General features: G+C 38.7%; 11 protein-coding genes and 1 riboswitch. Of the genes, 10 read left to right on the plus strand and 1 reads right to left on the minus strand.

Annotated features, from left to right (window positions below; all coding sequences use genetic code 11):
* Positions 1 to 196 precede the first annotated feature (196 nt).
* From sufC to J2Z40_RS04860, 10 genes are all read left to right on the plus strand, one after another.
* Positions 197 to 982, plus strand: coding sequence for a Fe-S cluster assembly ATPase SufC (sufC, locus tag J2Z40_RS04815; RefSeq protein ID WP_066397373.1), 786 nt, complete (start codon positions 197 to 199; stop codon positions 980 to 982).
* A gap of 18 nt (positions 983 to 1,000) precedes the next feature.
* Positions 1,001 to 2,311, plus strand: coding sequence for a Fe-S cluster assembly protein SufD (gene sufD, locus J2Z40_RS04820; RefSeq protein ID WP_066397372.1), 1,311 nt, complete (start codon positions 1,001 to 1,003; stop codon positions 2,309 to 2,311).
* Positions 2,311 to 3,540 carry a cysteine desulfurase gene (locus tag J2Z40_RS04825; RefSeq protein ID WP_066397370.1) on the plus strand — a complete coding sequence of 410 codons (1,230 nt, stop codon included), beginning with the start codon at positions 2,311 to 2,313 and terminating at the stop codon, positions 3,538 to 3,540. Before sufD ends, J2Z40_RS04825 begins: the two co-directional genes overlap by 1 nt.
* Positions 3,530 to 3,985, plus strand: coding sequence for a Fe-S cluster assembly sulfur transfer protein SufU (sufU, locus tag J2Z40_RS04830; RefSeq protein WP_066397368.1), 456 nt, complete (start codon positions 3,530 to 3,532; stop codon positions 3,983 to 3,985). The genes J2Z40_RS04825 and sufU overlap by 11 nt, the downstream gene beginning before the upstream one ends.
* Positions 3,966 to 5,363 carry a Fe-S cluster assembly protein SufB gene (gene sufB, locus J2Z40_RS04835; RefSeq protein WP_066397366.1) on the plus strand — a complete coding sequence of 466 codons (1,398 nt, stop codon included), beginning with the start codon at positions 3,966 to 3,968 and terminating at the stop codon, positions 5,361 to 5,363. Before sufU ends, sufB begins: the two co-directional genes overlap by 20 nt.
* Before the next feature lie 647 nt (positions 5,364 to 6,010).
* Positions 6,011 to 6,313, plus strand: a complete 303-nt coding sequence (locus J2Z40_RS04840; RefSeq protein WP_066397364.1) for a YunC family protein — start codon at positions 6,011 to 6,013, stop codon at positions 6,311 to 6,313.
* A gap of 254 nt (positions 6,314 to 6,567) precedes the next feature.
* Positions 6,568 to 7,659: an HD-GYP domain-containing protein gene (locus tag J2Z40_RS04845; protein WP_066397362.1), complete on the plus strand. Its 1,092-nt coding sequence runs from the start codon at positions 6,568 to 6,570 to the stop codon at positions 7,657 to 7,659.
* A 382-nt stretch (positions 7,660 to 8,041) separates the two neighbouring features.
* Positions 8,042 to 8,236: riboswitch (Lysine riboswitch) on the plus strand.
* A gap of 152 nt (positions 8,237 to 8,388) precedes the next feature.
* Positions 8,389 to 9,948: a Na+/H+ antiporter NhaC family protein gene (locus J2Z40_RS04850; RefSeq protein ID WP_066397359.1), complete on the plus strand. Its 1,560-nt coding sequence runs from the start codon at positions 8,389 to 8,391 to the stop codon at positions 9,946 to 9,948.
* Positions 9,949 to 10,296: 348 nt separating this feature from the next.
* Positions 10,297 to 11,811: a sodium-dependent transporter gene (locus tag J2Z40_RS04855; RefSeq protein WP_066397357.1), complete on the plus strand. Its 1,515-nt coding sequence runs from the start codon at positions 10,297 to 10,299 to the stop codon at positions 11,809 to 11,811.
* On the plus strand, positions 11,811 to 11,918 hold the full coding sequence (locus tag J2Z40_RS04860; RefSeq protein ID WP_157087842.1) for a methionine/alanine import family NSS transporter small subunit: 108 nt from the start codon (positions 11,811 to 11,813) through the stop codon (positions 11,916 to 11,918). Before J2Z40_RS04855 ends, J2Z40_RS04860 begins: the two co-directional genes overlap by 1 nt.
* 83 nt (positions 11,919 to 12,001) lie before the next feature.
* Here J2Z40_RS04860 and J2Z40_RS04865 read toward each other — a convergent pair whose 3' ends face one another.
* Complete coding sequence (locus J2Z40_RS04865; protein WP_066399515.1) at positions 12,002 to 12,958, minus strand: M23 family metallopeptidase; 957 nt, start codon at positions 12,956 to 12,958, stop codon at positions 12,002 to 12,004.
* Positions 12,959 to 12,987: the final 29 nt, after the last annotated feature.

Here is a 12,987-nt window from a genome sequence, read left to right on the forward strand (position 1 = left end):
ACAAGGATAAATTAGACTAATTACATATCTTTTTTAGGTATTTATCGGACAAATCAGTTATAATTTAGTTATTGGTTTGAAAGAGTTGCGAACAAATTTTATTTGATATAAGATTGTAATGAGAATAAAATGAGAATAGAGGATTGCGATACTTAATCGTAAGATAAAATCTTCTTTTATTGATGGAGGTATTGAAATGGCAGGTTCTAAATTAACAATTAAAGATCTTCATGTTTCAATTGAAGACAAAGAAATATTAAAAGGTGTAAACCTAGAAATAAAGGGTGGAGAAATTCACGCAATTATGGGACCGAATGGTACAGGGAAATCAACCCTTTCTTCTGCAATCATGGGTCACCCGAAATATGAAGTAACAAGCGGAAGCATCTCTTTAGATGGGGAAGATGTACTTGAAATGGAAGTAGATGAGCGTGCACAAGCTGGTCTATTCCTTGCAATGCAATACCCAAGTGAAATTACTGGTGTAACAAATGCGGATTTCTTACGCTCAGCAATCAATAGCCGTCTAGAAGAAGGCAAAGAAATTTCATTAATGAAATTTATCCGTCAAATGGATGAAAAAATGGATTTCCTTGAAATGGATCAAGATATGGCACAACGTTACTTAAACGAAGGCTTCTCAGGCGGAGAAAAGAAACGTAACGAAATTCTTCAGTTAATGATGATCGAGCCGAAAATTGCTATTCTCGATGAAATTGACTCAGGACTTGATATCGATGCATTGAAGGTTGTTTCTAAAGGAATCAACGAAATGCGTGGAGAAGAGTTTGGATGCTTAATCATTACTCACTATCAACGCCTATTAAACTACATCACTCCTGACCATGTTCACGTGATGATGCAAGGACGTATTGTGAAGTCAGGCGGACCTGAACTTGCACAACGTCTAGAGTCAGAAGGATATGACTGGATTAAAAAAGAGCTAGGTATCGAAGACGAAACAGTTGGTCAAGAAGCGTAATTTGTTAGGAGGATCATTATGTCAACAAATACTATATTACCATTTGATAAGGAATATGTAAGCTCCTTCTCAAAGGAAATGGGAGAACCGGCTTGGCTAACAGAGTTTCGTTTAAATGCGCTAGCAGCTACAGAAAACTTGCCAATGCCTAAGCCTGATAAAACGAAAATTGATAAGTGGAACCTTACACAATTTGAAAAACATATGGTTAGCAGTGAGAATTACACTTCATTAGATGAACTACCTGAAGAAGTGAAATCTTTATTCGATCTTGAAGCTGCTGATCAAAATTTATATATCCAACGCAATAACAAACCAGCCTATATTTCTCTTTCTAAAGAGCTTAAGGATAATGGGGTTATTTTTACTGATATCTTTACTGCTGCAAAGGAACATGGTGACTTGCTGCAGAAATTCTTCATGCAAGAAGGCGTAAAGGTAGATGAGCATCGCTTAACTGCACTGCATGCTGCATTTGTGAATGGCGGAACATTCCTTTATGTGCCGAAAAATGTGGAAGTAACTGAACCAATCCAAGCGATCTATGTTCATGATCATGAAGAGGCGACTCTTTTCAATCATGTGATTGTTGTAGCGGAGGATAATAGTTCGGTTACGTATGTAGAAAACTATGTGTCTACAATGGATTCTGCTAATGGTGTATTTAATATTGTTGCAGAAGTTATTGTAAAAGCGAATGCACAAGTGAAATTTGCAGCAGTAGATACGCTTGCAAAAGGACTCACTGGCTATGTGAATCGTCGTGGTGTAACAGATCGTGATGCGAAAATCGAATGGGCTCTTGGCTTAATGAATGATAGCAATACGATCTATGAGAATGTAACAAATCTTATTGGTGATGGCTCATTTGCTGATACGAAAACAGTTGTTGTCGGACGCGGGGAGCAAACACAAAACTTTACAACGAGCATTGTCCATTTCGGTAAGAATACGGAAGGCTTTATTCTTAAGCATGGTGTGATGAAAGATGCCGCTACTTCTATTTTTAACGGAATTGGCAAAATTGAGCATGGCGCGTCTAAGTCAAATGCTGTACAGGAATCACGTGTGCTTATGCTTAGTGAGAAAGCGCGTGGGGATGCAAACCCAATTTTATTAATTGATGAAGATGATGTAACGGCAGGACACGCGGCGTCAGTAGGACGCGTTGACCCACTTCAATTATATTATTTAATGAGTCGTGGTATTCCTAAGAAGGAAGCAGAAAGATTAGTGATTCATGGATTCCTTGCTCCGGTAGTTAATGCACTTCAAATTGAAGGAGTTAAAAAACAGCTTACTTCCGTAATTGAAAGGAAAGTAAGATAATGAATGCCCATGATATTCGTCAACTGTTTCCGATTTTAGATCAGGAAGTCAATGGGAAGCCACTTGTTTACCTTGACAGTGCAGCGACATCCCAAAAGCCAGTTCAGGTGATTGAGGCTATTAATCAATATTATCGTGAGAGTAACTCAAATGTTCATCGAGGCGTTCATACACTTGGAACGAGAGCGACAGATGGATATGAAGGGGCAAGAGAAAAGGTTCGCAAGTTCATTCATGCGAAATCGACAGAAGAAATTATTTTTACAAGAGGTACAACAACGGCATTAAATACAGTTGCAGCTAGCTTCGGCCGGGCAAATCTCCATGAGGGGGACGAAATTGTCATTTCTCATATGGAGCATCATAGCAATATTATCCCTTGGCAGCAGGTAGCCAAACAAACGGGAGCTGTACTGAAGTATTTGCCACTTCAGGAGGATGGGACTATTTCTCTTGAAGATGTCAGAGAAACAGTCACTCCTCGTACGAAAATTGTTTCCATTATGCAAGTATCAAACGTACTTGGTGTGGTAAACCCTATTAAAGAGATTGCGAAAATTGCGCATGACCATGGAGCAATTATGGTTGTTGATGGGGCACAAAGCACACCGCACTTGAAAATAGATGTACAAGATTTGGACTGTGATTTCTTTGCTTTTTCTGGTCATAAGATGTGCGGGCCGACAGGGATTGGCGTATTATATGGCAAGAAGCAATTTTTAGAAAATATGGAGCCGATTGAATTTGGCGGAGAAATGATTGATTTCGTCGGATTATATGAATCTACGTGGAAGGAGCTTCCTTGGAAGTTTGAAGGAGGCACACCAATTATTGCTGGTGCAATCGGATTAGGCGCTGCCATTGATTTTCTTGAAGAGGTTGGCTTAGACAATATTGAAGCTCATGAACATAAGCTTGCTGCTTATGCTTTGGATAAGATGTCTGCCCTTGAAGGAATCACGATTTTTGGACCAAAGGAAGCTTCTAAGCGAACTGGTCTAGTCACATTTAATTTAAATGATGTCCATCCACATGATGTGGCAACTGTATTGGATGCAGAAGGTATTGCCGTACGTGCAGGTCATCATTGTGCTCAACCGTTAATGAAATGGCTGAAGCAATCTGCAACTGCACGAGCTAGCTTCTATCTGTACAATACAGAAGAGGATATTGATAAGCTTGTGAGTGGGCTTCTCACAACAAAGGAGTATTTCAGCGATGTCTTTTAATAATCTAGATACGCTCTATCGACAAGTGATTATGGACCATTATAAAAACCCTCGTAACAAAGGGGTTTTAGAAAATGATAGTTTAACGATCAATATGAATAACCCTACTTGCGGGGATCGCATTCAATTGACATTAAAGCTTGAAGACAACAATGTAGTAGATGCGAAATTCGAAGGGGAAGGCTGTTCAATTTCCATGTCTTCTGCTTCTATGATGACCCAAGCAATTAAAGGGAGAACGCTTGAGGATGCACTAAAGCTATCAGAGGTTTTCTCTCTCATTATGCAGGGAAAAGAGTATGAAGATGATATCGACCTTGGGGATATTGAGGCATTGCAAGGTGTTGCCAAGTTCCCGGCAAGAATTAAATGTGCGACCTTAGCATGGAAGGCTATGGAAAAAGGATTAAAGGAGGAACACGACGATGGCAAAAAAGATGCCTGAGATTGGCGATTATAAATATGGTTTCGCCGATAAAGACGTTTCCATTTTCCGATCAAAACGCGGTTTGACGAAAGAAATTGTAGAAGAAATTTCGAAAATGAAGCAAGAGCCACAGTGGATGCTTGACTTCCGTTTAAAATCATTAGAGCATTTCTACAACATGCCAATGCCGCAATGGGGTGGAGATTTAGCGTCATTAAATTTCGATGAGATTACGTATTATGTAAAACCATCTGAGAAGACGGAAAAATCATGGGATGAAGTACCTGAAGAAATTAAACAAACATTTGACAAGCTTGGAATTCCTGAAGCAGAACAAAAGTATTTAGCTGGGGTTTCAGCTCAATATGAGTCAGAGGTTGTTTATCATAATATGCAGGAAGATCTTGAAGCACAAGGAATTATCTTTAAAGATACAGACTCAGCACTCCGTGAAAATGAAGATCTTTTCCGTGAGCATTGGGCAAAGGTGATTCCACCGACGGATAATAAATTTTCTGCATTAAACTCTGCTGTTTGGTCTGGTGGCTCATTCATTTATGTTCCAAAAGGAATTAAAGTGGAAACACCGTTACAAGCATACTTCCGTATCAACTCTGAGAACATGGGGCAATTCGAGCGTACATTAATCATTGTTGACGAAGGTGCACATGTTCACTATGTTGAAGGATGTACAGCACCAGTTTACACAACAAACTCTCTTCACAGTGCAGTTGTGGAAATCATCATTAAAAAGGATGCTTATTGCCGCTATACGACGATCCAAAACTGGGCAAACAACGTGTATAACCTAGTGACAAAGCGTGCCGTTTGTGAAGAAAACGCAACAATGGAATGGATTGACGGCAATATCGGTTCAAAATTAACGATGAAGTATCCAGCTGTTATTTTAAAAGGAGAAGGCGCGCGCGGAATGACCCTTTCCATTGCGATTGCTGGTAAAGGGCAGCACCAGGATGCAGGAGCAAAAATGATTCACCTTGCACCAAACACGTCTTCAACAATCGTATCTAAATCGATCTCTAAGCATGGCGGAAAAGTATCTTACCGTGGAATTGTTCAATTCGGACGTAAAGCGGATGGCGCTCGTGCAAACATCGAATGTGATACATTAATCATGGATAACCAATCCACTTCAGATACAATCCCTTATAATGAAATTATGAATGACAATATTTCATTAGAGCATGAAGCAAAAGTATCTAAAGTATCTGAAGAACAACTATTCTACCTCATGAGCCGCGGAATTTCTGAGCAAGAAGCAACAGAAATGATCGTAATGGGCTTCATCGAGCCATTCACAAAAGAACTTCCAATGGAATACGCGGTTGAAATGAACCGTTTGATTAAGTTCGAAATGGAAGGCAGCATCGGGTAACATCATACAAACAAGTAATCTGAATCGGTTATGCCGATTCAGATTTTCTTTGCTACAGAGAAGGCGAACTTGTAAAGTTCGTCTTCTCTGTTATTTTGGCTAGATAGTCGTTGAAGAAATATAAGTGTGCCAAGAAAGTCAGTAAAGAGCCTTTAGTCGTTCAGATCATGTACATTACAGCAAAAAGGCAATAGAATCGTAAATAAAAATGCCTGGATTCTATGTGAAAATCCAGGCGTTTCTTTTTTTTACTTTCAACTTTTTGTGCGGACTGTGGGAACGTTATTATCATAAATCAGGCCATTTTGAAGAGTTTACGGACACTGAGTACGTTATTTGCTGATAATTAGGTGGAAATAACACCTTATTAGCTAAATAACGGAACGTATGTCCGATAAAAGTGTAAAGGCATAATAATCTTTGCAAATAGCGGAACGTATGTCCTGTTAATTACAGAAAGTATTACAATTTTGTATACAGCATACTCAAAATAGGAAATAACAACTCATTTAAAATCAACTGTTACATAACTACATATGAAACGTTCACTAATCATTTAAAACAGTTTTAGGAATGGCTTGCTCATTCTACACGCTTTTCCACCTGCGTGCATAGTTTATAGTGGGAAGGAAAGGAGTGTAAGATTAATGGTTGAATTAGCACCGATTGATATAAAGGGCCATACATTCCTGTGTGTCTCGGTTGTCTTGCCAAAAACAAATTTGCTTGTTGTTTCGAATGACAAGGGATATATAATGTGTGGAGCGCTTGATGTTGCGTTATTGAATGAAAAGCTGAAGGATCGCAAAGTAATTGCAGGCAGAGCTGTTGGTGTAAAAACAATTGAACAGCTGCTCGATGCACCGCTGGAATCGGTTACGTATGAAGCGGAATCATTAGGTATTCATAAAGGGATGATTGGAAAAGAAGCGCTACTTAAAATGGTTTAACTATATATAGCGTTTTAGTTGGAGATAATTTCTCCATGACGAAGTCAAGCCTCTAAAAAGCACCTCTACTTTTTGGGGGCTTGACTTGTTTTATTAATGAAATAACTCAGCTTGTTACTGCCTGTAAGAACCGATATTCATCTGCCTGTCACGATTAATTTTTAAAAATTCGACAAAATTCGGGTGAATTCATTCGTGATTTGGTATTATATACATATAAGGAAAATACTGAGGAACAATTATAGGAGTACGTTATGAGACTAGTGACAACCACATCGGTAGAGGCTGGTGCGATCCTTGCCAAATCGATATACAACGAAAAAGGCAGTGTATTATTAAGTGAAGGTGTAGAACTAAAAGCAGAGATGATTCAGAGGCTGGAAACATTAGGAATCACCTACATATTTATAAAAGATAAGCAAACAGAAGATATTGAATACAAAAGCACACTTTCCGATCCTGTTCGTAAAAAAGCAATCTATACAATCAACCAAACGTTTCAGGAAATTCAGAAGGATATTCAATTATCGAATTCATTTGTTGTTGAAAAAGCTTCAAGGCGTTTATCAGAATTAATCCGTTTTCTAATGACAGAGCTTGATGGGAATAAAGAGTTATTAAACTTGCTCTCAGATGCTTTTGTCTATGACAATTATATATTTTCTCATTCATTAAATGTGACAATGTACTCCTTAGCGATAGGAATGGAGTTGAAGCTTTCACCAAAGGAGCTAGAAACACTTGGTTTAGGTGCAATTTTCCATGATATTGGCAAGCTCAAGGTCCCTTTAGATGTTTTATTAAAGCCTGGCAGATTATCGGAGGATGAATTTATTGCGATTAAAGAACATGCGGAAGCAGGGTTCCAATTATTGCGAAAGGTACAAACCATTTCATTAATTGTTGCTCATTGTGCATACCAGCATCATGAACGGATTAATGGTTCTGGCTATCCAAGAGGATTAATGGGAAAAGACATTCATTATTTCGGTAAAATCATTGCTGTAGCCGATGTCTTCGATGCGGTTACATCGAATCGAGTCTATCGAAAAGCGATGCTGCCTCATGAAGGATTAGAGATTCTTTATGCAGGATCTGGTACTTTGTTTGAAAAGGAAATTGTTGAGGCCTTCCGATTAGCTGTTGCTATTTATCCAGTTGGAATTACTGTTGAAATAAGTGATGGCAGGAAAGGAATTGTCACTCATCAAAATACAGGTCTTGGTGATCGTCCTGTTATCCGAATAGTGGAGGAAAATGGCGAACAAGTAAATCCATATAAATTGGATATGAAGAATGAGCTAAATGTAGTTATTACAAGCTGTGTTACGGCTTTTAATGATTAAGCTCTTTTCTGAAAGATTGTTGCTTTTGAATTAAATGTTTGACGAAATAAGTCGGTTGATTGGAGCATACGTATGCGGAAATCAACCTTTACCAACTTTATCTTAATAAGGCAACAATGTTTGCGGAAACAGCCAATGATTAAGAAGTAACCATCAATCAGGAGGATTTTCCTTTGATTGATGGTTGGACCATGTATGCATATATGCCATGTCCTCCTGTCCCCCGCTTGCCTTCGATTATCTCCCTATTAGTCATCTCTGCACAGTAGTAAATAATTTCTTTCACCTTCTTCATTATATATCCCGTTCATCTAAAAATAACCATTGTCTGCATTCTGTTATTCTGCTATAGTAATAGATAATTAAATAACCTTATCATATCCGATGGGGTAGAGGTGCAGAGTTCAAGAGTAAGCTGTGTGAGGATGACAACGTAGATCACAGCCTAAAGGGAGCTTTGCCGAAGTGAATGAATTGTGTCAGCGATTGATTTGCTGGGGTTACTTTGAATAAGAGTAACACTGTCATTATGAAGGAATGTTTGAATCAACCTTCATACTGGGGAGCTACAGGTCGTGATGGAGAATCTTATTGCTTATTAAAGAGTAATGATGGATAATCTCTATCGTTACTCTTTTTTTGTGCATTTTTCTATCATTATCCAATCCCCTCTAAATAAAGGGATAAGCTTTTCTAGCTTTCCGATAATAATACAGAGGAGGAATAGGAATGGAAAATACCATTTTTTCGCTGATCCCCCCATTTTTAGCAATCATCATGGTGGTATTAACAAGAAGGGTTTTGTTATCACTAGGTGTGGGTATCGTATCAGCATCACTATTACTAGCAAATTTCAGCCTAACAGGAACTGTCAGCATCATTTATGATGCGGTGAAAGGCATCTTTGTATCAGAGGGCAGTTTGAATACTTCGAATATATATATCCTGTTATTCTTAATCATACTTGGCATCATTACATCATTTATTACTATTTCTGGTGGGAGCCGTGCATTTGGTGAATGGGCGATTACACGAGTGAAATCACGAGTAGGCGCACAAATTGTAACTATATTTCTCGGAATTATTATTTTTATTGATGATTATTTTAATGCACTTGCCGTTGGACAAATCTCTCGGCCCATCACAGACCGTCAAAAGGTTTCAAGGGCAAAGCTTGCCTATTTAATTGATTCAACGTCTGCACCGATATGTGTTGTTTCACCAGTGTCCAGCTGGGGGGCATCGATTATTGCTTTAATTGGAACGATCTTGGCGACACATAATATAACGGAGTACTCTGCATTCTCAGCCTTTATACAAATCGTCCCAATGAATTTGTATGTGTGGGCTACATTGGCGATGGTATTCATTGTGGCACTAAGAAATATCGAAATTGGTCCAATGAAGATCCATGAGAGGCGTGCAGTAAAAGAAGGGCTTGTTTCTGATCCGAATAAGCCAGCCGTTGATAAATTACAAGAAGATTTGCCAACAAGCAAGAAAGGGTCTGTCGGTGATCTTGTTTGGCCGATTATTGCTCTGATTGTCGGAGTTGTCGGCACCATGTTTTGGACTGGTATTGTGGGCTCTGAAGGAAATGTATCGCTGCTAGCTGTTTTTGAAAATACCGATGTGAATACATCATTGATTATTGGCGGGTTATTAGGATTAGCTGTAACTATTGGATTTTTTATCCGTCAAGTCCTTGTATATAAAAGTGTAGACAAATCAGTTTTCAAAAAAGGGGTATGGGCTGGCACGAAATCAATGCTCCCAGCTGTGTATATTCTATTATTTGCTTGGACAATTGCCGATCTAATTGGGCGTTTGGAAACAGGCAAATATTTGGCTGGTGTTGTAGAGATAATTAATTTAAATCATTCTTTTCTCCCTTTGATCCTGTTTGTTATCGCCTGTGTGATGGCATTTAGTACAGGTACTTCATGGGGATCATTCGGCATTCTACTGCCAATTGCAGGAGATATTGCTGCTGCAACAGATATAAGTCTGCTATTGCCAGCTCTAGCTGCTGTATTGGCTGGTGCGGTATTTGGTGATCATTGTTCACCGATATCAGATACAACAATTCTTTCTGCTACAGGTGCAGGTTGTAATTTGATTGATCATGTAATGACTCAGCTGCCGTATGCGGTTATTTCAGCGTTAATTGCTTGCTTCGGGTTTCTAGTTATTGGATTCACCGGGAGTACGACTTTAGCTTTGCTAACCATTGTGGTTCTATTGATTCTATTTGTTATAATTACAAGCCGTCGAACGAAAGAAGTGTAGAAACGCAAGAAGGAGCTTTCCATATGGAAGCTCCTTTCTCATAATAAAGTATTTACAGGAAATGCAGTTATGACTAGTTCATATCCTCTTTTTATCCTTCGAATCTCCTATTGCACCATTTGATTCATATGTCACGTAAAAGATGCTTCTATGAGGTTAAGTGATAGTAATATAATATCTTCGAGAAATTCCCCAACATGAAAATATGACTATTTTTCAGAAAATATTGTTTTGACAGATTAATCAAAAAACATTATACTAGCTGTAGATTATATCGAATAATCTGAAAATACAAAAGCTTCCGATTCTTTCGAGCGGAAATAAAAATGATTAGGGGGTTGAAAAGAAATGGAGAATCGTCCTCAATGGGGAACGAGAGCAGGGTTTGTGCTAGCTGCAATAGGTTCAGCTGTTGGCCTGGGGAATATTTGGAGATTCCCAGCAGTCGCTTATGAAAATGGTGGAGGTGCATTCTTTCTTCCATATTTATTTGCCTTATTAACAGCTGGTATCCCACTCTTAATTTTGGAATTTACGATCGGTCAAAAATATCGTGGATCAGCACCATTGTCTTACGCAAGGATGAATAAAAAGTATGAATGGTTAGGCTGGTGGCAAGTTGCGATTTCATTCGTAATCGCTACTTATTATGCAGTTATCATTGCATGGGCAATTAGATTTGCCGGTTTCTCATTTAGTCTTAAATGGGGAGATGACCCAGAAGGTTTCTTATTTGGAAGCTTTTTGAAATTAGCAGATAATCCAGGAGATGTTGGAGGCATCGTACCAGGGGTATTTATTCCTTTAGTCGTTGTTTGGATTATCACTTTAGGTATTTTATTTAAAGGGATTAAAAAAGGAATTGAAATTGCAAATAAAATCTTTATTCCTGCACTTCTAATCTTATTCTTAATTATTGTTGTTCGTTCTGTTACTCTTGAAGGAGCTGCAGCAGGTTTAGAGGCATTCTTTAAACCAGACTGGGGCCAAATTGCGAACCCTAAAGTTTGGGTAGCAGCCTATGGGCAAATTTTCTTTAGTTTATCTATTGCATTTGCCATTATGGTTACTTATGCAAGTTATTTACCAAAAAAGACTGATATCACAAATAATGCATTTATCACTGGATTTGCCAACTCTGGTGTAGAATTACTGGCTGGAATCGGCGTATTTGCAGCACTAGGATTCATGGCTTCTCAAGCTGGAGTTCCAGTAAGTGAAGTTGTTGCTGGTGGTGTAGGTTTAGCATTTGTCGTATTCCCGCAAATTATTAGTGAAATGCCAGCATTAAATGGCATATTCGGATCTATATTCTTTATCTGTTTAGTTTTAGCTGGGCTATCATCATTAATTTCTATAGTCGAGACATTTGTTGCTGGAATAGAGGATAAATTTAAGCTATCACGTACAAAAGCTGTTCTATTTGGTGGTGGATTAGCTGCAATTGTTTCTATCTTATTTTCAACAAATGGCGGACTTTACTTCCTTGATGCGGCAGATTACTTCATAAATAATTTCGGAGTTGCACTTGCTGGTCTAGTTGAAGTAATTATCGTTGCATGGGTATTAAGAGAACTAAAAAATCTTCAAAGCCATGCAAACAGCATGTCTGATATTCGTCTAGGTAGCTGGTGGAAAATCTGTTTAGGAATTATTACACCAGTAGTTTTAGGGTATATGATGGTTCAAAATATCGTTACAAATATTAAAGAGAACTATGAGGGCTACCCTACAAGTTTCCTATTGTATATGGGATGGGGAGTAGCAGTACTTGCGATTATATTAGGATTTGTCTTTATGGCGATTAAATGGAATAAGTCGCAAACGCTTGAAATTCCAGAAAACAAGGAGGTATCTCAATAATGTCTGGTGGAGCAATTACAATGATGGTCGTTGGGATGCTAATTATTTGGGGTGGGCTTGCTGCGAGTATTGTAAATGCTGTAGCGAAGTCAAAAAAGGCAAAATAAATAAGATGAAGGGCTTCCTTTTGTGGAAGCCCTTTTAATATGGATTTAGATCAAAAAGTGTGGCTTGCTACTTCATGTATATTTTACTTTTTTTGACGCTCCTGCCTTTCCCATAACCTTAAATGCGGATAAGGGTCAAAGGACCATTCAGTATAGCCATTGTCTTTATAGATGCCATAGTGGAGATGTGGAGGGAATTTCCCTGATGTGCCTGGGGGGCCGTATCCGGAGCTGCCGACACCACCAATGAGCATGCCAGGCTCGACAATTTGGCCAAGCTTTAAATCTTTCGCAAAACCGCTTAAATGGGCAAAGTAATGATAGTTATTATTAATATCACGAATGCCGATACGCCAGCCACCAAACCGATTCCAGCCTTTCATTTCGATAATCCCGTAAGCTGTAGATCGGACAGGCACACCATAATCCGCAAAAATATCGGTTCCTTCATGTATTCTTCTGCCACCCCAGCCCCTAGCTGCTCCCCAAGTATTTTTATAACTGTAATTGCTTCTTAGAGGAACAGGGAATGCGTGGTCATCAAGGTTTAGCCGCCCGAAATGTTTATAAATTTGTGCCTTTCCGACAATGATTCCGACTGTTTTATCCCTTTTATAATAATCCCATAACCCCATCTTAATATGATCATGTTCGGTCCCATAGGAAAGCAAATAGTTGGCAAAAGCAAACAGGACATCTTCATCACTAGTAGATGAAGCAAGTCCATCTCCATTTCCATCCATACCCATTCCATTGAAAAATCGTATCGATAATGGGTTTTCATCTTGATAATCAGGATTTAAAGGACCAGCCCATATTTCCGGCTTGAAATAGATCCCTGTGATTCCTTCTGCTTTTGGCAAATCCCTTCTTGACTGCCTGACATTTCGTTCATATTGATCGATTCCCGCAAGATAATACCAGGGGATATTTGTAACGAGTTCAACTCTTTTGTATAATTCCATTCGCTGATCATAAATCGATGTTTCGTTTGTTTCAGCAGCCTGTCCAGTAGAATAACAAATGAATGAAAAAAACATGGTTAAAATAACGGGAAAAATGAATCGCA

Origin of the sequence: Cytobacillus eiseniae (assembly GCF_017874625.1) — a bacterium.
Taxonomy (GTDB): domain Bacteria; phylum Bacillota; class Bacilli; order Bacillales; family Cytobacillaceae; genus Cytobacillus; species Cytobacillus eiseniae.

What these genes read in the sequence shown, in the direction of transcription:
- sufC (WP_066397373.1), top strand. Translation starts at nt 197, where the DNA reads ATGGCAGGTTCTAAATTAACAATTAAAGATCTTCATGTTTCAATTGAA.
- J2Z40_RS04845 (WP_066397362.1), top strand. Translation starts at nt 6,568, where the DNA reads ATGAGACTAGTGACAACCACATCGGTAGAGGCTGGTGCGATCCTTGCC.
- J2Z40_RS04855 (WP_066397357.1), top strand. Translation starts at nt 10,297, where the DNA reads ATGGAGAATCGTCCTCAATGGGGAACGAGAGCAGGGTTTGTGCTAGCT.
- sufD (WP_066397372.1), top strand. Translation starts at nt 1,001, where the DNA reads ATGTCAACAAATACTATATTACCATTTGATAAGGAATATGTAAGCTCC.
- sufB (WP_066397366.1), top strand. Translation starts at nt 3,966, where the DNA reads ATGGCAAAAAAGATGCCTGAGATTGGCGATTATAAATATGGTTTCGCC.
- sufU (WP_066397368.1), top strand. Translation starts at nt 3,530, where the DNA reads ATGTCTTTTAATAATCTAGATACGCTCTATCGACAAGTGATTATGGAC.
- J2Z40_RS04860 (WP_157087842.1), top strand. Translation starts at nt 11,811, where the DNA reads ATGTCTGGTGGAGCAATTACAATGATGGTCGTTGGGATGCTAATTATT.
- J2Z40_RS04840 (WP_066397364.1), top strand. Translation starts at nt 6,011, where the DNA reads ATGGTTGAATTAGCACCGATTGATATAAAGGGCCATACATTCCTGTGT.
- J2Z40_RS04850 (WP_066397359.1), top strand. Translation starts at nt 8,389, where the DNA reads ATGGAAAATACCATTTTTTCGCTGATCCCCCCATTTTTAGCAATCATC.
- J2Z40_RS04865 (WP_066399515.1), bottom strand. Translation starts at nt 12,958, where the DNA reads ATGTTTTTTTCATTCATTTGTTATTCTACTGGACAGGCTGCTGAAACA.
- J2Z40_RS04825 (WP_066397370.1), top strand. Translation starts at nt 2,311, where the DNA reads ATGAATGCCCATGATATTCGTCAACTGTTTCCGATTTTAGATCAGGAA.